The organism is Polaribacter cellanae, from assembly GCF_017569185.1.
GTDB lineage: Bacteria > Bacteroidota > Bacteroidia > Flavobacteriales > Flavobacteriaceae > Polaribacter > Polaribacter cellanae.
Map to the genome: position 1 here is coordinate 1,700,039 of NZ_CP071869.1, position 20,661 is coordinate 1,720,699.

15 protein-coding genes are annotated in these 20,661 nt (G+C 30.1%); 7 read left to right on the forward strand and 8 right to left on the reverse strand.

Translation table 11 applies throughout. From position 1 onward, the window contains the following. Window positions 1-216: 216 nt before the first annotated feature. The gene (locus J3359_RS07680; protein WP_208080119.1) at window positions 217-2,409 is read right to left on the reverse strand and encodes a patatin-like phospholipase family protein; all 2,193 of its coding nucleotides are present in this window, start codon (window positions 2,407-2,409) and stop codon (window positions 217-219) included. Continuing rightward, on the reverse strand, window positions 2,406-4,211 hold the full coding sequence (gene uvrC, locus J3359_RS07685) for an excinuclease ABC subunit UvrC (RefSeq protein ID WP_208080120.1): 1,806 nt from the start codon (window positions 4,209-4,211) through the stop codon (window positions 2,406-2,408). Before uvrC ends, J3359_RS07680 begins: the two co-directional genes overlap by 4 nt. 181 nt (window positions 4,212-4,392) lie before the next feature. On the opposite strand from uvrC, the gene J3359_RS07690 reads away from it, so the two are divergent. The 7 genes from J3359_RS07690 to J3359_RS07720 all read left to right on the forward strand — a co-directional run bounded on the left by J3359_RS07690 (window position 4,393) and on the right by J3359_RS07720 (window position 12,509). Then, the gene (locus J3359_RS07690; RefSeq protein WP_208080121.1) at window positions 4,393-4,803 is read left to right on the forward strand and encodes a hypothetical protein; all 411 of its coding nucleotides are present in this window, start codon (window positions 4,393-4,395) and stop codon (window positions 4,801-4,803) included. A gap of 792 nt (window positions 4,804-5,595) precedes the next feature. Next, window positions 5,596-6,402 carry a sensor histidine kinase gene (locus J3359_RS07695; RefSeq protein ID WP_208080122.1) on the forward strand — a complete coding sequence of 269 codons (807 nt, stop codon included), beginning with the start codon at window positions 5,596-5,598 and terminating at the stop codon, window positions 6,400-6,402. After that, a complete protein-coding gene (locus J3359_RS07700) occupies window positions 6,399-7,079 on the forward strand; it encodes a response regulator transcription factor (RefSeq protein WP_208080123.1) in 681 nt (226 codons plus the stop codon). Before J3359_RS07695 ends, J3359_RS07700 begins: the two co-directional genes overlap by 4 nt. A 100-nt stretch (window positions 7,080-7,179) precedes the next feature. Then, entirely contained in the window at window positions 7,180-7,548 is a 369-nt protein-coding gene (locus tag J3359_RS07705; RefSeq protein ID WP_208080124.1) for a hypothetical protein, read from the forward strand. Window positions 7,549-7,572: 24 nt separating this feature from the next. Beyond that, window positions 7,573-8,139, forward strand: a complete 567-nt coding sequence (locus J3359_RS07710; protein WP_208080125.1) for a phage tail protein — start codon at window positions 7,573-7,575, stop codon at window positions 8,137-8,139. 93 nt (window positions 8,140-8,232) lie between these two features. Then, complete coding sequence (locus J3359_RS07715; RefSeq protein ID WP_208080126.1) at window positions 8,233-12,303, forward strand: DUF8693 domain-containing protein; 4,071 nt, start codon at window positions 8,233-8,235, stop codon at window positions 12,301-12,303. Between the two features lie 26 nt (window positions 12,304-12,329). Beyond that, entirely contained in the window at window positions 12,330-12,509 is a 180-nt protein-coding gene (locus J3359_RS07720; RefSeq protein ID WP_208080127.1) for a hypothetical protein, read from the forward strand. 42 nt (window positions 12,510-12,551) lie between these two features. Here the strand turns inward: J3359_RS07720 and J3359_RS07725 are convergent, their stop codons facing one another. From J3359_RS07725 to J3359_RS07750, 6 genes are all read right to left on the reverse strand, one after another. After that, window positions 12,552-13,148, reverse strand: coding sequence for a DUF4230 domain-containing protein (locus tag J3359_RS07725; protein WP_208080128.1), 597 nt, complete (start codon window positions 13,146-13,148; stop codon window positions 12,552-12,554). 99 nt (window positions 13,149-13,247) lie between these two features. Continuing rightward, window positions 13,248-13,865 (reverse strand): lipoprotein signal peptidase, encoded by a 618-nt coding sequence (locus J3359_RS07730; RefSeq protein ID WP_208080129.1) that lies wholly within the window; start codon window positions 13,863-13,865, stop codon window positions 13,248-13,250. Between the two features lie 44 nt (window positions 13,866-13,909). Beyond that, entirely contained in the window at window positions 13,910-14,611 is a 702-nt protein-coding gene (locus J3359_RS07735; protein ID WP_208080130.1) for a hypothetical protein, read from the reverse strand. A gap of 62 nt (window positions 14,612-14,673) precedes the next feature. Beyond that, window positions 14,674-15,051: a TraR/DksA family transcriptional regulator gene (locus J3359_RS07740; RefSeq protein WP_208080131.1), complete on the reverse strand. Its 378-nt coding sequence runs from the start codon at window positions 15,049-15,051 to the stop codon at window positions 14,674-14,676. A gap of 4 nt (window positions 15,052-15,055) precedes the next feature. Next, complete coding sequence (gene ileS, locus J3359_RS07745; protein ID WP_208080436.1) at window positions 15,056-18,460, reverse strand: isoleucine--tRNA ligase; 3,405 nt, start codon at window positions 18,458-18,460, stop codon at window positions 15,056-15,058. Window positions 18,461-18,675: 215 nt separating this feature from the next. After that, window positions 18,676-20,661: an OmpA family protein gene (locus J3359_RS07750; RefSeq protein ID WP_243766003.1), complete on the reverse strand. Its 1,986-nt coding sequence runs from the start codon at window positions 20,659-20,661 to the stop codon at window positions 18,676-18,678.

Genomic DNA, 20,661 nt, shown 5'->3' on the forward strand with positions numbered 1-20,661 from the left:
AAAACAACCAAGTCTTTAAGCATACATAAATTAAGCTATCTCAAAAGTAAATTTAGCAAATCATTTTGAGCGAAGTCGAAAAATATAAAATATAGAAATTCAATAAATAAGATTTACATATTACAGTCGAAGTGACAAATTCTGTACTGAATACTTTGTACTGAATACTTTGTACTAAATACTTTGTACTGAATACTTTGTACTTTATTTAAAATTTTAAAACCAAAAACCTAAATTAAACAACCAAACGTTTTCATTTTTGTCTGGAGACCAACTATACTTTAACTCTATAGGACCAAGGAAAGAGTCGTAACTATAACCAACTGCATAGCCAGATTTTATATTTTTAAACAAATCGATATCTTTAAAAACATTACTATCTAAACGTGCATAGTTTGCAATTGCAGAAAAATAATGCTTAGGTAAAAATCTGTAACGTACATTAAATTCAGATTTTACAAAAGATTTGTCGCTTAAATCTGCAAATTCATATCCATAAAAAGAAATAAAATTATTGATGTAATTTTGATTGTTTCCTCCTAATTGGAAATTAAAAACGTCAGATTCTACTTCTCTCAAAGAAAAACCAGCTTCTCCTGTATATTGTAATGTAAAATTATCCCAAAAAGAAGTTGCAAAACCTATTTTACCTTTTGCTTGTGCATAGCGTTCGAAATTATTTGCAAAATCGGAAGAAAGCAAATACCATTTAAAACCTAAATCTGCGAAAACTCCCTTGGTAGCAAAATATTTTTTATTGTAAGTATCTAATTTTAAATAACCTAAAACATTAAAATAAACACTATCGTCTGCTATATTGTTATTATTTAATGGGCTTATATTATCTGTTAAAGCTTGTATTTTTTTTACCTCTACTCCTACACCTAAAGCAAATTTTCTATTAAATGTTGTTTGTAGAAATATCTCATTTGTAAAATCGGAATACTTTAAGTTTACACTCTTAATATTCGGAGAAGCAATTTCGTTAAAAGGCACTTGAGAACGAAAATGATTATACCTAGATCTAAAACCATAACTTGTATAAAACCCATTATCTACAAAATAGGTAAAATCGTATCTTAAATTGTCTCCAAAAACAACATTTAGAGAAAGCATGTCGTTCTTTTTTAAAATACTTTTGTGATTGTAATTAGCAATTATACCCGATTTATACAAATGATCGTAATGTATGCCTAGTTTTAAATTTGCCTTTTCGTTAGATTCTCTAATGTTAAAATCTAATAAATAGCTATCATCTACTTTTTTAATTAAATTATATTCTATTCTATTAAAATTCCTTGTGGCAGATAGTAAGTATATTTTTTCTGTAATGTTGTGTCTAGACAAACTATCTCCTTCTTTAATATTTAATTTTCCTAAAATATAAGCTCTAGTGTAATTTTCTTGTCCATGTATACCAACCTCTGAAATTTTTAATTTTTCATTGCTAAATTTTATCGTTTTTCTTTTTTTCTTTACAACTTGTTTTGTAGCAATTTGCTTAAAAACTTCTGCATATTTTTTAGCTTCAACAGCGCCTTTTTCTATAATTTCGGCTTTTTTATCAAAATCTACAACTGTATAATCGAATATTTCTGGATGAATGTAAACATCTAACTTTTTTATTTCTTCGTCTGTTTTGCTATACATTTGGTAGCTCATTATTTGGTTTAATAAAGCTACAACAGAGTTAATTTTATCTTTTTGAAATAATTTTCCTTCCACATCTACTCCAATTACAATATCCATTCCCTTGTCTCTCATAATACTAACAGGAAAATTATTTGCAATGCCACCATCAATTAGAAGTTTATCTTCTATTACTACAGGGTTTAAAAGCGATGGAAAAGAACCACTCGCTCTTAAAGATATTGGTAAAGAACCTTTTTCTAATATTACTGGAGCTCCATTTTCTACATCTGTAGCGATACAAAAAAATGGAATTGGAAGTTTCGAAAAATCTTGATTGCCATCTACAGAATCGAACAATTCTAACAATAAATTTAAAATATTTTGCCCTTTAGAAACACCTTTTGGCAACCCTATTTTACCTTTATTTACAGGCAAAGTAATTACTGTTTTTTCTCCAAATTCTTTTTCGAAAAAAGTTTCTGAGCTTCTTGGTAAATCGTCTCTAAGAAGCGTTAGAAAGTCTGTTTTTAAAATAATTTCTTCTATTTGATTTGCAGAATAACCAGCTGCATAAAAACCACCAATAATAGCGCCCATACTTGTGCCGCCAATATAATCTAATTGAACGCCGGCTTTATCTATTTCTTTTAAAATAGCAATATGTGCGAATCCTTTTGCACCTCCACCACTTAAAACCAACCCAACTTTTGGCTGTTTTTGTTGTCCTAATAACAACATTGGAAACATCAATAAGAATAAAACTAAGCTATTTTTCATTTTTCTTTTTCTTTTTTGGGGTGATAAAACGCATACACTTTTATGGCTCTTGCATGTCCAATCGATTTCTTTAAATCTTCCAAAGAAGCTTCTTTAACTCGCTTTGCAGACTTAAATGTACGTAATAAAGTTGTAATTGTTTGTTTACCAACATCAGGAATTTGCTCTAATTCCGATTGAATGGCACTTTTACTACGTTTATTTCTATGAAATGTAATTCCGAATCTGTGTGCTTCGTTTCTTAAATATTGTGTAATTTTTAGGGTTTCGGACTTTTTATCTAAATACAAAGGAATTGGATCTCCTGGATAATAAATTTCCTCTAAACGTTTTGCAATTCCTATAATGGCAATTTTACCTCGTAAACCTAATCGCTCCAAAGCTTTTAAACCTGAGAATAATTGTCCTTTTCCTCCATCTACAATAATTAATTGTGGTAAAGGCTCGTCTTCTGCCAACAAACGCTTGTATCTTCTATAAACCACTTCTTCCATAGAACCAAAATCGTCTGGCCCAACCACGGTTTTTATATTGTAATGTCTGTAATCTTTTTTACTGGGTTTTCCATCTTTAAAAACCACACAAGCAGCCACAGGATTTGTTCCTTGGATATTCGAGTTATCGAAACATTCTATATGTCTTGGCTCCACAGAAAGTCGTAAATCTTTTTTCATTTGCGCCATAATTCGTTTTATATGCCTATCTGGATCTACAATTTTAATTTGTTTAAATTGTTCCATTCTGTAATACTTGGCATTTCTTTCAGAAAGATCTACGATGCGTTTTTTGTCGCCTAATTTTGGGATGGTAACTTTTACAGTTTCTCCTAAATTTACTTTAAAAGGCACATAAATTTCTGGAGATTGCGAATTGAAACGTTGTCTTATTTCAACAATAAAGAGTTCTAACAATTCTTTATCAGTTTCGTCTAACTTCTTCTTAATTTCTGTGGTATGAGATTGAATAATGGAACCGTTAGAAATCTTTAAAAAGTTTGCATATCCATGCGTTTCATCAGAAATAATAGAAAAAACATCTACATTGTTTATAGATGGGTTTATAATGGTACTTTTTGCTTGATAGTTGTTTAAAATATTTAATTTTTCTTTAATTTTTTGGGCTTTTTCAAACTCCATATTTTCGGAAAAATCGAGCATCATTTTCTTAAACTTATCTATACTTTCTTTAAAGTTCCCTTTAATAATATTTCTAATTTCTTTTATTGAATTTTGGTAATGCGCTTCCGTTTCTAACCCTTCACAAGCACCATTACAATTACCTAAATGATACTCTAAACAAACTTTATACTTGCCTTCGTTAATATTTTTTTGACTTAAATCGTACTTGCAAGTTCTTAATGGGTATAGTTCTTTAATTAAATCTAACAAAACACGTACTGTTTTTACTGAAGTATAAGGCCCGTAATATTCCGAGCCATCTTTAATAACTCTTCGTGTTAAAAATATTCGTGGAAAACGTTCTTTTTTTATACATAACCAAGGATAACTTTTATCGTCTTTTAATAAAACATTATATCGTGGTTTGTATTTTTTTATCAAATTATTTTCTAATAATAAAGCATCTGTTTCTGTATTTACAACAATGTGCTTTATACGAACGATCTTTTTTACTAAAACTCTTGTTTTTCCGTTTTCGTGTTTCTTTGTGAAGTAAGAAGAAACTCTTTTCTTTAAATTTTTTGCTTTACCTACATAAATAATTGTATCTTCTTTATCCAAATATTGATATACTCCTGGAGAAGTTGGTAAGGTTTTTAATTGCAATTCTAAAGACGATAACATAAAACGAAAATACAAGTTTTTAAATACATTCCATAGGAAAACATCTATAATAATTAGCTATAAACCAAGAAAAAAAACTCTTTTTAAATTTAATTTTAGGTATTAATACTACGTTTTCAACTAATTTATATATTTTTAACATCTAACCAAACTTATTTATTAACTAAACTTTTAAAAAAAAATGAACAATCCGAATGATGCCCCAAAACCAAATCCAAGAAATACCATTAGTTTAAAAACTGCAAAAAAATGGGCTAAAGAATGGAGAGATGATGAAGCTTCTTACAACAAATATTTTGAGTGCAGAGCCTTTAATATTCCTAAAAAAGACTTAATTGAAGTATTGCAAGAAGAGGGTGTAGCAGGTGTTAGAGGTTATATTGGAGTAGAAAAATTAAAAGTTGAAGGTGAAAATGTTTTTATTGAAAAATTAATGATTGTTGGTGTTGATAAAAACGGTAAAGACATGCTAAAATTATCTTCTGAAGACGCAGATGTATTAGATTCAGAAGGTGGAGATATTTATGATTTTACAGAGCCTTGTCCTTCTGCTTGTGATGATGATAGTCCTTTAAATGGTGGACCTAATTAAAAACTTATGAATCCATTTAAAATAGTTATCTATTTTGGCCATTTCGTTTTGTTATTAAATACTATTTTATATTTTAAAAGCTATCGAAAAAATTCTGTAGCTTTTAAAATTATATGTTTTTACCTTTTATTTTCTTTAACAATACAGTTATGGACTTCTTATTTAAGTTACTATAAAACACCCAACCTATTTTTATCTCATTATTATTTTGTAGGTCAGTTTTTATTATTGAGTTTTTTTTATAAAAATATTTTTGAAATTGAGATTAAAAAAAAATTAGTTAAACTATGTTTAATTGTTATTCCTGTTTTAGTACTACTTATATACATTATAAAGCCAAACGAATATTACCAATTTAACTTAATTGAAGTTATTATTACTTCTTTACCTATTATCTTTTATTCCTTTTTGCACTTTTTTGAAAACCTCAATTTTTCAAAAAAATTTATTTATATAAACTCAGGAATTTTTATTTATTTAATTTCAAGTACTTTTTTATTTTCTGTTGGCAACTTTGTAAACGATTCAGGTTCTGCAAAAAATATAAAAAGATATGTTTGGTTTTTAAACATTATCTTGTACTTAATTTATCAAATATTAATTTTTATAGAGTGGTATAAAAACTTTAGAAAACCATTTTCCTTGCAAAAAAGTATAGAAAAATAGCAATAATTTTAAAAACAAGTAGAAACACCTGTTTTTAAAATTAGTTAGATAAACCATCCTTTTTACACCTATATTTAGCATAAAATTATTTTTCCTTAATTTCGTTTTACTTAATTAAAACCTTTAATGGAAGAATTCTTTACCAAAGACAACCAAGTGATTGCTATAGTAATAATAGGAACTCTATTACTTCTTTTAATGGGAGGTGCATTGTTAACATTTTTCTTCTTTTCTAGAAAGAAAATTGTTGAAAAAGAGTTAGAGAAAAAATCTTTAGAAATTAACCATCAAAAAGAAATTATAGAATCTATAATTATTACCCAAGAAGAAGAACGCAAACGCATTGCACAAGATTTGCATGATGATATTAGCTCTAAACTAAATGTAATTAACCTAAATGCCAATCTTTTAAAAGATGGAGAATTAAAACATGAAGAATATTCAACAATTAATAATACCATTTTAGAAACAACAGGCAAAACATTAGAAAGTGCCAGAAAAATAGCTCATAATTTATTACCTCCAATTTTAGATAAATTTGGTTTAAAAGACGCTATAGAAGAATTGGCAGATTCTTTTAGTAACAGTAGAAAAATTAACATAAAATATAATTTAGAATACACGAAAGCATATTTAATTCCAGAAAAAGAATTGCATTTATTTAGAATTGTTCAAGAGTTAATTAACAATTCCGTACGTCATGGAAAAGCAAAAAATAGCATATTAAATATAAATTGTACATCAAAAAGTTTACTCTTTACTTATTCTGACGATGGTTGTGGTTTTGATGTTAAAAGCCAACATCATCAAAAAGGATTAGGAATGAAAAACATAGAAAGTAGAATTGCAATTTTAAAAGGTAATTATGCTATTGAAACTGCCTTAAATAAAGGTTTTAAAATAACGATAACCATCATAAATCCCTCCAAATGAAAAAAATAAATATTGCCATTGCAGATGATGAACAGTTGTTTAGAAAAGGGATTCGTTTTCTTTTAGAAAGAGAAGCCAATTTTAATGTTATTTTTGAAGCAGATAATGGACAAGAAATGGTAAATTTTCTTAGCAATACAGAAGAGTTTCCAGATGTTATTTTAATGGATTTAAAAATGCCAGAACTAAATGGTGTTGAGACTACAAAAATTATTAATAAAAGACACCCAAACATAAAAATAATTGCTTTAACTAGTTATGGTGGCAAATCTTTTATAACTAACATGATAGATGTTGGTGCATCTTCTTATCTACTTAAAAACACCAGCCCTAAAATGGTAATCCATACTGTTAATGAAGTGTTTGAAAAAGGATTTTATTATGACGAAGAAGTCTTAAAAATTGTTTATGAAAATATTATTTCTTCCAGTGGAAAACGTATTAAAAGCGATTTAGATAAAAAACTTCTCTCAGACAGAGAAATAGAAGTTTTAGAGCTTATCTGTAATCAATACACAACTATGGAAATTGCCGATAAACTTTTTATTAGCCCTAGAACAGTAGAAGGGCATAGAAATAATTTACTTGCAAAAACAAAATCTAAAAATGTGGCTGGTTTGGTTATTTATGGCATACAAAAAAAATTAATAGAAATTTCTCCAGATTTTAATATCTAAAAACAAGTAGTATTACTTGTTTTTACAATGAAGTGTTTCCAGTCTTTAAATTACTAATAATCGAAACTACATTTGCTTATGTAACATAAAACACAGCACAATGTATAATTTAACCATTACTAACAACTACAAATACGAATGTGGTTTTAAAGGAAGCACAGGAAACAGAATTTTTAATATAAAACCCAAAACATCGCAAACTATAGACAATTTAGGCGATGGTATACTCTCTATTTATGGTCAAGGAACAATTTCTCTTTTAGATTTAGGCGATAAAAAAATAATTGGCTACCCAATACCCAAAGAAACTTGGGGTGTTTTAATAAGAGTACAAACAACAGAAGCTTATTATAGATATGAAGGTGGTGGAGACCTTACCCTTACTATAAACCAATATGGTTCTTTAGAAATTAGTACTAACAATGGTAATCTAATAGAAATAAAATTACCCGAACTTACAATAAAATAAATTACGAACTAAAAAAACAATATTATGCCAGTAGACCCATACATAGGAGACGTAGCAATTTTTGCAGGAAATTTCGCACCAAAAGGTTGGGCATTCTGCAATGGACAATTATTAGCAATTTCATCAAACTCATCATTATTTTCAATTTTAGGAACTACTTATGGTGGCGATGGAAGAACCACTTTTGGCTTACCCGATTTAAGAGGTAGAGCTCCAATAAGTGTTGGAAATGGACCTGGACTCACACCAAAATTTTGGGGACAAAGAGGTGGACAAGAAACACATACTTTAACAATTCCTGAAATGCCTATTCATAATCATATTGCATCTACAGCATCTAAACTGTATGGGCAAAATAACCCAGGAGATGATGACACTCTAAAAGCAGGTGTATCCATTGCAAGTGGCACAACCTCTGGCTCTGAAGTTTTTAGTAATGAAATACCAAATACAGAAATGAACACTAATTCTGTGAAAACAACCACAACTGTTCATAATCAAGGAGGTAATTTATCGCATAATAATATGCAGCCCTATCTTGCTATAAATTATATAATTGCTTTAGTTGGTGTTTATCCCAGTAGAAGTTAAAAAAGCAAAATAAAAAACAGGTATAAATACCTGTTTTTTTATTTAAAATAATTAATATTTTTATACCTAGTTTATATTTAAAATATTTTAATCATGAAAACAAAAATACTTCTCGTCTTATTATTAGCGTTTATTTTACCCATAAGTAAAAATTATGCACAAGTAACAACTTTATATTCTCAAGATTTTGAAGGTAGTACAGATTTTGACACTTATCAATTAAAAAATTCTGTGGGAACCGCTGTTGGCTTTAATGTTAATGGACCTGACTATATTACCAGAGCAAACCCAGGTTCATTGCCTTTAGGGAATACTGTAACAGGTTTTACTGGAAAGGTTATTGCTTTAGAAGATCATGATGGTGCTGGTTTTAGTGGAGATCATTCTATTACTACAAACGCTATAAATATTACTGGCGCTTCTTCTCTTACCTTTAAATTCCGTTTGGCTGCACCAAGAGGTAATAATGGAGGTAGATACGATTCAAATGACTTTTTGCGAGTACAAACTTCCATAAATGGTGCTGCTTTTCAAACAATTATTAATACAGGTGGTGCTAATAGTGATGGAAAATATTATTACGATGCATCTAACAATGGAATAACTGGGGGTGGTGATGATATTGTAGTCAGTCAAGTTTCACAAGAAATAACAAGTTCAATTTCTGGAACTGGTTCTTCTATGATTGTTCGTGTACTTTTTAACTCCCAAGGTTCACAAGGAGAATTATTATTTGATGATTTATTAGTTACAGGTGTGGTAGCCGCTAATAACGCTCCTACAAATATCACTTTATCACCTAGCTCTATAAACCAAACTGCAACAGGCACAAATGTAACAGTAGGTACTTTATCTACTACAGATGCAGATGCAGCAGATTCGCATACGTATTCTTTAGTAAGTGGTTCTGGGAGCACAAATAATGGTAGTTTTAACATCAGTGGTAGTACTTTAAGAACTTCATCTGCTTTAAATGCTGGAACTTATAGTATAAGAGTAAATACCAATGATGGTACAGATAATTTTGCAAAAGCAATTTCTATTATTGTTTTAGATAATATTGCACCTAATTTTAACAGTGCAAACTCTACACCAAATGACAATGCAACTAACGTTGCTACAGCCAACAATATTGTAATTGATTTTAACGAAAATATTGCATTAGGAACTGGTTTTATTACACTTCGTGATGTAACTGGTGCTTCAAATGTAGAAACTTTTAATGTAGCTACCCAAAATGATGGAGCAACAACTTCTCCTACTTCTGGAAGAATTGGAATCGTAAACGATAAAATATACATTAATCCTACAAACAACTTAACAGAATTAAATATGTATGCAATTCAAATTGCAGCTACAGCTATAGACGATACTTCTGGAAATAGTTTTTCTGGAATATCCGATGAAACAACATTTAATTTTACAACTGCAGATGAAACAAACCCAAGTTTTAACAGTGCAGACTCTACACCAAATGACAATGCAACTAACGTTGCTACAGCCAACAATATTGTAATTGATTTTAACGAAAATATTGCATTAGGAACTGGTTTTATTACACTTCGTGATGTAACTGGTGCTTCAAATGTAGAAACTTTTAATGTAGCTACCCAAAATGATGGAGCAACAACTTCTCCTACTTCTGGAAGAATTGGAATCGTAAACGATAAAATATACATTAATCCTACAAACAACTTAACAGAATTAAATATGTATGCAATTCAAATTGCAGCTACAGCTATAGACGATACTTCTGGAAATAGTTTTTCTGGAATATCCGATGAAACAACATTTAATTTTACAACTGCAGATGAAACAAACCCAAGTTTTAACAGTGCAGACTCTACACCAAATGACAATGCAACTAACGTTGCTACAGCCAACAATATTGTAATTGATTTTAACGAAAATATTGCATTAGGAACTGGTTTTATTACACTTCGTGATGTAACTGGTGCTTCAAATGTAGAAACTTTTAATGTAGCTACCCAAAATGATGGAGCAACAACTTCTCCTACTTCTGGAAGAATTGGAATCGTAAACGATAAAATATACATTAATCCTACAAACAACTTAACAGAATTAAATATGTATGCAATTCAAATTGCAGCTACAGCTATAGACGATACTTCTGGAAATAGTTTTTCTGGAATATCCGATGAAACAACATTTAATTTTACAACTGCAGATGAAACAAACCCAAGTTTTAACAGTGCAGACTCTACACCAAATGACAATGCAACTAACGTTGCTACAGCCAACAATATTGTAATTGATTTTAACGAAAATATTGCATTAGGAACTGGTTTTATTACACTTCGTAATGTAACTAGTGCTTCAGATGTAGAAACTTTTAATGTAGCTACCGAAAATGATGGAGCAACAACTTCTCCTACTCCTGGAAGAATTGGAATCGTAAACGACAAGATTTATATCAACCCAATTAACAATTTAATAAACTCTAATGCTTATGCCATACAAATTGCAGCTACTGCAGTAGACGACACTTCTGGAAATAGTTTTCCTGGAATATCCGATGAAACAACATTTAATTTTACAACAGTAGCAATAACTTGGTTAGGAACAACAACAGATTGGAATACTGCCAGTAATTGGAATTCAAATTCTACACCAATAGCTACAGACGATATAATAATACCTAATGTAACAATACAACCAATAATTACTTCTGGTACAACAGCAGTAGCAAATAATATTACTATTGATGCTTCTTCATCTTTAACTATAGCTGCTGGAGGTTCCTTAACTATCGAAGGAAACTTAACACAAAATGGAACATTTACTATAAACTCTAATGCAACTTCCAATGGTTCTTTAATTGTAAAAGGAACACACTCTGGAATAGGAACTGTAGATTATAAAAGATATGTTTCTACTTCTGGAGACGCTTTAAAAGGTTGGCATACCATATCTTCTCCTGTAAATGGTAAAAACATCGATGATTTTTACGGAAGCTTAGTAACAAATGGAACAAAACGTGGAATAGCACCTTACGTAAATACCAATGCAGCAACTTTTAAATGGGATTATTATACTACAGCAGATGTTCCTGGTTTTTTTACTGAAGGAAAAGGCTATACTGCTAAAAAATCTACTGCAGGAACACTAACATTTAATGGTTTTTTAAACACAAACAATACAGGTGTTTCTATAGAAGTTAAAGCAACTGGAGATCAATTTAATGCAATTGGAAACCCATATACTTCTTATATTAACAGTGGTACATTCTTAGATAACATTACAGCAGGAAGATTAACAGAAAAAACAATTTGGCTTTGGGATCCTGAGGCAAATAGTGGTGTAGGAGATTATATTACAACAAATAGCACAACTGCATATAAAATAGCTCCTGGGCAAGGTTTTTTTGTTAAAGCTTTAGCTACTGGAAATGTAACTTTTTCAGAAGCGTTACAAACCCATTTAGGAGGAGGTTCCTTTTTAAAGCAAGAAGCTAAACCTCAAATTAAACTTTCTTTAACTGATGGCACTAACATAAAGCATACAGACATCTTTTATATAGACAATAAAACAACTGGTTTCGATGATGGTTATGACAGTTCTATGTTTAACGGTGTTTCGAACCCTTTCGCAATATATACTCAGCTAGTTTCTAAGAATCAAGGTAAAAATCTTGCCATACAAACTTTACCGAATGTAAATTACGAAAATATGATTATACCTATTGGTATTAATGCATCTGCAGGTAAACAAATAACATTTTCTTTACAAACTAATAGTTTTCCAGCCGATTTAAAGATTTTCTTAGAAGATAAAGTATCAAATACGTTCACAAGGCTAGATAAAGTTGATAGTAGCTACACAATTAACATTAAAAAAAGTTTAAATGGTATTGGACGCTTTTATATACATACTACTAGTAGTGTTTTAAGTGTTGATAAAGAGGTAGCTTTAGAAAATATTAGTATTTATAAAATTGATAATTCGACAATAAGAATTGCCGGTTTACAACAAGAAAAAGCATCTGTAAAATTATACAATCTTCTTGGTAAAAAAGTATTTAATACTTCTTTCGATTCTAATGGAGTAAAAGAATTTCCTATACCAGAATTAGCAATAGGCGTTTATATTGTAGAACTTACTACAAATAATGGCAAGTTGAATAAAAAAATAATTATAGAATAAAAACGATAATTTTAAGACAAAACATCATGGAAAATCAAAATAAAAAAAATGAAGATATTGCTCAAGAAATTACGCGTAAAGAAGCAATTAAAAAAATAGGAAATTATGGTAAATATGCTGCTTTAACAGCTTTAGGGACTTATATGATATTGAACCCACAAAAAGCGCAAGCTGCAAGCCCTGAAGCCCCAGGAACAGGGTTTTAATAAAAAAACTATTCGAAGCCGATACTTTTGTATCGGCTTTTTTTAATCTTTAAACCGCTCTAAAAACCCAGAATTCGTATTATCTACAACTTTCCAATTGTAAATATTAGAAAGTTGGTATATTTTAGATAACTCTTCAAACAATCTTGTTTTTGCATCTTTTTTAAGGTTGGTTACCTCTATTGTTTCTTTGATTTTTTCGATACTTTTCTCGTTTATTTTATTCAATTCTCTTTTAGAAAAAGTATTGAATGAACTCTGTTGTAAATCGAAATATTTTACATTTGGAGAAATTACAATTTCCTCTTTTGGTATTTTATTGATATAGATTTTCTTCTTAACAGAATCTATCTGAATTTCTAATTTCGATAAATCATACCCAACCTCTACCTTTGCATTTACAGTAACAATGGCTTTCTTATCAAAAGAAAGGTAATTGTAAAAATATTTTTTAGAATCGGAATAATTGTAAACTTCAGAAAAAGTTCCGCTAGAAACCACCAATTTACTCATGTTTTTAATGGCATGAACCACGACTTTTATTTCTTCTTGTTTGTGATTTTCTACCTTTGGTTCGTACCAAAACTTGGCTATTAAAAAACCAAATAAGAAAATAGCAATGTATTTTAAAAAGCGCATTTTTTTTATCTTTTAATTATTTTGATAACTTAACGAGTTCGAATCGAAAACTTCGAAAAATTCCATCAAAATAAATTTTAAATTAAAGATACTAAAATATTATTCAGCGACTTTTTTCTCTTCTTTTGGGAAAGCTTGTTTGTTAAAAAGAAAAAGTAAAATTACACCAATGGTAATATAGGCATCTGCAGGGTTAAAAATATACTGGAAGAACGTGTACATTTCTCCACCAACAAAAGGAATCCAATCTGGTAAAACTCCTTGCCAAATAGGAAAGTAAAACATATCTACTACTTTTCCATGAAATAGTGTTCCATAAGGATTGTCGGAAAATAAGGTAGCTATTTTGTGGTAAGAGTCGTCGAAAATTACTCCATAAAAAACCGAATCTATAATATTACCAACTGCACCTGCTAAAATTAGTGCAATTGCAACAACTACTGCATTATTTACAACTCTTTTTATCGTGCCTTTTAACCAATAAATAATTGCACCCACTGCTATAATTCTAAAGAATGTTAAAAAGAGTTTCCCTGCTTTTCCACCAAACTCAATACCCATTGCCATTCCATTATTTTCGGTAAAATGGATCTTAAACCATTCGAAAACAACAATTTCTTCATTTAAAGCAAAATGAGTTTTTACATAAATTTTTATAACTTGATCTAAAATAATAGCGATTAAAACCGTAAGTATTGCCAGTGTCTTTTTTGACATTTTTTATTGAATTTGTGCTTGCAAAAATAACAATATTATTGCGTTTATTGGCTTGTTAAGAAAATATTCCCTTTTATAGAAGTAATGTCTATTTTTTTGTCTGAAGAATTGTCTGTTTTTTTGTACTTTTTTTGATAAAAATCTTTGTTAATTTTAATTTTGCCAACTCTTGAAACTACATTTACATTCGATTTTTTAAATGTTCCAAAAACATTACCAACATATAACTTTACTAATAAATTTTGCTGAATTGTATCTAATTTTACAGTTCCTTCTTCCATATAAATTTTTAAATTTCCATTGTAACTTTTAGAAGAAACTCCTATTTTTTCTCCAAAAACAGAAATGTTTTTATTAAAGGGAATTTTTACAACAGCTCTTGCTCTATTTAATCTTTTGGTAATATATTTTCTAAAAATTTTGTCTTCCATTTCGAAAGAAGGAATGTTAAACCGAAGTTTTACAACATCATATTCTTCTTCGAAAATAATATGGTTTTTATTTGGGTTCTCTGAGTATAGATAAATTTCAATAAATTCAGATTCGGAGTTTTCGATTACTAAATCGTCTAAACCTACTGTAGATATTTCTACTTTATTTGATGTGGTTTGGAACTTCTTTGTTACTTTTTTCTGAGAAAAAGTAGTATTAGAAATAAATAGCAGGCATAAAAAAATTGGTATGATACTGTGTTTTTTACTTTCAATTAAAATACTTCTTAATTTTAATAAAACTCGAACAGCCATAAGATTAAAAAAATAAAAAAAGCTTTCTAAACCAAAATTTCGAAAAGAAAGCTTTTTTATTGTTATTGTTTACGTTTTGCTTCTATGCTTAAAGTTGCATGAGGCACTAATTTTAAACGCTCTTTTTGTATTAGTTTTCTTGTAACTCTACAAACACCATACGTTTTGTTTTCGATACGTAATAAGGCATTTTTAAGATCTCTGATGAATTTTTCTTGTCTAATAGCTAATTGTACATTCGCTTCTTTGCTCATTACCTCAGAACCTTCGTCAAAAGATTTAAACGATGGCGAAGTATCGTCTGTACCATTATTTGCATCGTTTTTATAAGATGCTTGCAACAATGCTAAATCTTCTTCTGCTCTTGCTATTTTTTTTTCGATAATTTCTTTAAACTCCTGTAAATCTTCATCCGAATATTTTAGTTTAACGTCTCCCATTTTCTTAAATTTTTTCGATTAATATTTTACTTTTAATGGTATCGAATTCTATTTCTGTACCATTTGTTAATTCGTCTACAAAAACCAAATCTTCGGTTAATGTTTCACTCATAATGTAGGTTTTGTTTTCTAAGATAGACTGTTGTAAGTTCTCGTAGTTTAAGACCGTAAGCTTAATTTTATCTGTTACTTCTAAACCAGTGTCTTTACGTGTGTTTTGAATTCTATTTACCAATTCTCTGGCAACACCTTCTTTACGCAATTCTTCTGTAATTGTAACATCTAAAGCTACTGTTAACGCGCCTTCGTTTGCAACTAACCAACCTTCGATATCTTTTGACGAAATTTCTACATCTTCGAGTCCTAAAGTAATATTTTTTCCATTAATGTCAAGAGAAATGTTTTTATCTTTCTCTATTTTGTTAATATCTTCTTGTGTAAATTTTTGAACAGCACCTGCAACAAAACGCATATCTTTGCCAAACTTAGGCCCTAAAGCTTTAAAATTAGGCTTAATTTGTTTAATTAATATGTCGGATGCATCTTCTAAAATATCTACTTCTTTAATATTTACTTCGCTCTTAATTAAATTTGCAACTGCTAAAATTTCTTCTTTTTGCTGATTGTTATCAACAGGAATCATAATTTTTTGCAATGGCTGACGCACCTTAATTTTTTCTTTTGCTCTTAATGATAACACTAAAGAAGAAATTGTTTGTGCATTTTCCATTTTACGCTCCAAAGACTTATCTACAAAGCTTGCTTCAAATTTTGGAAAATCGGATAAATGGATGCTTTCTGAAGATTCTTTACCTGTTACAGAATTTAAATCTTGGTACAATCTATCCATAAAAAACGGAGCAATTGGCGCACTTAATTTTGCAATTGTAACCATACAAGTGTACAATGTTTGGTAGGCAGAAATTTTATCTGTTTGATAATCTCCTTTCCAAAAACGTCTTCTGCTCAAACGAACATACCAGTTACTTAGGTAATCTTGAGTAAAGTCGCTTATGGCTCTTGCAGCTCTTGTAGGCTCATATGCTGCGTAGAATTTATCTACTTTAGCAATTAAAGTATGTAATTCTGATAGAATCCATCTATCTATTTCTGGTCTTTCATTTAAAGCAATATCTTCTTCGCCGTAAGAAAAACCATCGATATTTGTATATAATGAAAAGAATGAATACGTGTTGTATAACGTTCCGAAAAACTTACGTTTTACTTCTTCTATTCCTTCTAAATCGAATTTTAAATTGTCCCAAGGATTTGCATTCGAAATCATGTACCAACGAGTTGCATCTGCTCCATAAGTTGATAATGTTGTAAAAGGGTCTGTTGCATTTCCTAAACGCTTGGACATTTTATGTCCGTTTTTGTCTAAAACCAAACCGTTAGAAACTACGTTTTTATACGCAACTGAATCGAAAACCATCGTTGCAATTGCATGTAATGTATAAAACCAACCTCTTGTTTGGTCTACTCCTTCAGCAATAAAATCTGCAGGAAAAGACTCATTTCCATCAATTTTATTTTTATTTTCGAAAGGATAATGCCATTGTGCATAAGGCATAGAACCAGAATCGAACCAAACATCAATTAAGTCGCTTTCGCGTTTCATGGGTTGTCCTGATGCTGAAACCAATACAATTTCATCAACAATATTCTTATGTAAATCTATTTTTGCATAGTTTTCTTCGGAATTGTTATCTACTTCAAAATCTTCAAAAATATCTTTTGCTAAAACTCCTGCTTCCACAGCTTTCGCCATTTCTTCTTTTAATTCTTTTACAGAACCAATACAAATTTCTTCTTTACCATCTTCTGTTCTCCAAATTGGCAATGGAATTCCCCAATATCTCGAACGAGATAAATTCCAGTCGTTTGCATTTGCCAACCAGTTTCCAAAACGACCAGTTCCTGTAGATTCTGGTTTCCAATTGATGGTTTTGTTCAACTCGTGCATTCTGTCTTTTATATCTGTAACTTTTATAAACCAAGAATCTAATGGATAATATAAAATAGGCTTGTCTGTTCTCCAACAATTTGGATAACTGTGCTTGTATTTTTCGACTTTAAAAGCCTTGTTTTCTGTTTTTAGTTTGATAGCAATTTCTACATCTACAGATTTTCCTGGTGCTTCATCATCAGCATAATATTCATTTTTTACATATTTACCAGCAAATTCAGTAACTTCTGGTCTAAATTTACCTTGTAAATCTACTAAAGGAACCAAATTATCATTCGCATCTTTTACTAACATTGGTGGTATTTCTGGTGTTGCTTGTTTGGCAACCAAAGCATCATCTGCTCCAAAAGTGGGTGCTGTGTGTACAATTCCTGTTCCATCTTCTGTAGTCACAAAATCTCCAGCAATTACTCTAAATGCATTTTCTGGATTGTCGTTCGGTAAAACGTAATCTAATAATTGCTCGTATTTTATGTCAACTAAATCTTTTCCTTTGCATTCTTCACAAATTAAAAAAGGAATCTTTTTATCTTCTTTTGTATATGCTGATAGTTCAGAAACAACTTCTGTTTGTTTGAATTTTTTATCAAACTGTTTAGAAACTAAATTCTTTGCTAAAATAACGTGAATTGGCTCAAAAGTATATTGATTGTAAGTTGCAACAACAACATAATCAATTTTTGGTCCTACTGTTAATGCAGTATTACTTGGCAGTGTCCAAGGTGTAGTTGTCCAAGCAATAAAGTTTAAATGATCGTATTTTTTTAGAAAATCTGGCAATGAACTTTCATCTGCTTTAAACTGAGCCACAATTGTGGTATCTGTTACATCTTGATATGTTCCTGGTTGATTTAATTCGTGCGAACTTAATCCTGTTCCTGCTTTTGGCGAATATGGCTGAATTGTATAGCCTTTGTAAATTAGTTCTTTGTTATAAATTTGCTTTAATAACCACCAAACAGATTCCATATATTTTGGTTCGTAGGTAATATAAGGATCGTTCATATCTACCCAATAACCCATTTTTTGGGTTAAATCGTTCCAAATATCTGTGTAACGCATTACTGCTTTTCTACAAGCTGCGTTGTAATCTTCTACAGAAATTTTCTTTCCAATGTCTTCTTTGGTAATTCCCAATTCTTTTTCTACGCCTAATTCTATTGGCAAACCATGTGTATCCCAACCAGCTTTACGCTTTACTTGATAACCTTTCATGGTTTTATAACGAGGAAAAATATCTTTTATAGCTCTTGCCAAAACATGATGAACTCCTGGCAATCCGTTTGCTGAGGGTGGTCCTTCAAAAAAGACAAAAGGCTCTGCACCTTCTCTTGTGGTTACACTTTTTTTAAATATGTTATTTTCTTCCCAATAGTTAAGAATTTCTTCTGCTACTTTTGGCAAGTCAAGACCTTTATATTCAGGAAATTTCATCTCTATTTTTTTGTTTTTCATTTAATTGTAAGATGTAAACTTGATTTTTTTTTTGAGAAGATTATTTTAAATATATAATCTACTAAAAATTAAAGTTTTCGCTTTCATTTTATCTCTTTTCTGATAAGATTGCGAAATTAATCAATTTCTATTAATTCTTGGTTTTATGGCACAAAAAAAGAGCCTTTTAAGGCTCTTCTTATATTTTAAGGAATAAAATGTTACATTTTAACAATTACAAACTCTGTTCTTCTGTTTGCTTGGTGCTGTTCTTTGGTACATTTTACACGATTTGTATGGTTATCGTTATCTACACATTCGTTTATCAATCTTGTTTCTCCAAAACCTTTTCCTATGATTCTTGACGAACTAATTCCTTTTTCGATGATGTAAGCTACAGAAGATTTTGCTCTTCTGTTTGATAATGCTTCGTTATAACGTGCTTTACCTCTAGCATCTGTATGTGAACTAGATCTAATTACTAATTTTGGGTATTTTTTCATAATATTAGCAATATGATTCAGTTCTATTGCTGCATCTGGTCTTATGTTCGCTTTATTATAATCGAAATATATAGGTTCTATTTTAATTATTAACTCTCCTCTTTCGTTATAAGCAAAGTCTGATACAATATCTAAGGCAAAATCTAAGTTAAGTGCTATTTCTTTCTTTTCTGTACTCATAAAAGAAACTGTATCTGGCTCATAGTACTCTTTTGTTACCTCTAATGTATATTGTCGATTACAAGGTAATGTAAAGGAAAATGCTGCATTCGCATCTGCATACACTTCTTTAACAATCTTTGCTTTTGCATCTTTTAAAACTAATTTTGCTCCTGGCAAAGGTGTTTGAAGTTTCTTGTCTTTTACAACACCAGAAACTACTTGCATACATGGAAGTTTTACTGAAATTATTTCAGGTTTTTCTAATTCTACAACTGCATAAATATCATCGTCTCCAACTCCACCTTCTCTGTTAGAAGATAAATACCCTGTTCTGTCTATTGAGTTTATTGAAAAAGCAAAATCGTCTAATGGAGAATTTACTGGTGCTTTTAAATTTACAGGAGTTTTATATTCTCCTTTTTCTATTCTGGTTGCAAATACGTCTAAGGCTCCTATACCAAAATGACCATCTGAAGAAAAATACAATACCTCTTCATCTGAAATAAAAGGAAACATTTCTCTACCTTCTGTATTTACTTTTGAACCTAAATTTTGTGGTGTTCCAAAAGATCCATCATTATTAATTGCTACTTTGTAAATATCTGTTTTTCCTATTCCTCCTGGTATGTCTGATGCAAAATACAATGTTTTACCATCTTTACTAACAGATGGATGTCCTGTTGAATATTCGTTACTATTAAAAGAGACTTCTTCTACGTTTGTCCATTTATTATCTACCCAAACTGCTTTGTAGATTTTTAGGTTGTTATAGCCTTTTTTATCGTTTTTATAAACACCTTTGTTGTAATTATTTCTGGTAAAGTACATTGTTTTTTTATCTGGAGAAAATGCTACAGAAGATTCGTGGTATTTGGAGTTTACTTCGTCTGTAAACATTGGTCTTACATCCGAATTATCTCCTTCGTTCGTTGTAATTTTTTCTTTAATTACTTTGTAGATATCAAGGAAGTTTTTATTGTTTCTTGTATGACTTCTCTTTACAAACACATTTCCTTTTCTTGGTGAAGAGAATAGAATTGTGTTTCCATAATCTGTTACTCCAAAATCGGAATTAACCGTATTTATACTTCTTAAATTACTAACAGTATAGTTTGGTTTCCCATTTCTAAGTTCATTTAAAGTGGCTTTGTGATTTGTAAAGTGAATTCCTCTTGAGTCGTTCTTTTTTGCTTCGTGAAATTTTTTCATCCAAGCATTTGAATCGCTAAAATTTCCTGTCGCTCTTAATGCTTGTGCATATCTAAAAATATACTCTGGTTTTTGTGTTGGAAAATTAGTAAATAGCCTACTGTATGCAGCTGATGCTTCTTGCATCTTTACGTTAAAATAATAACTATCTGCTAGTCTTTGCAATACATGCTCTGTAGCATTTTCTTCTGCAAGTTTCTTATATTCTTGCGCTGCTAATGCATAAGATAAATTTTCGAAATGGACGTCTGCTTTTTTCGTATCTTTAGTTTGCCCAAGTATGGTTAGAGAGCTGAATAAAAGTACGAGTGTAAGTTGTATTGTTTTTTTCAT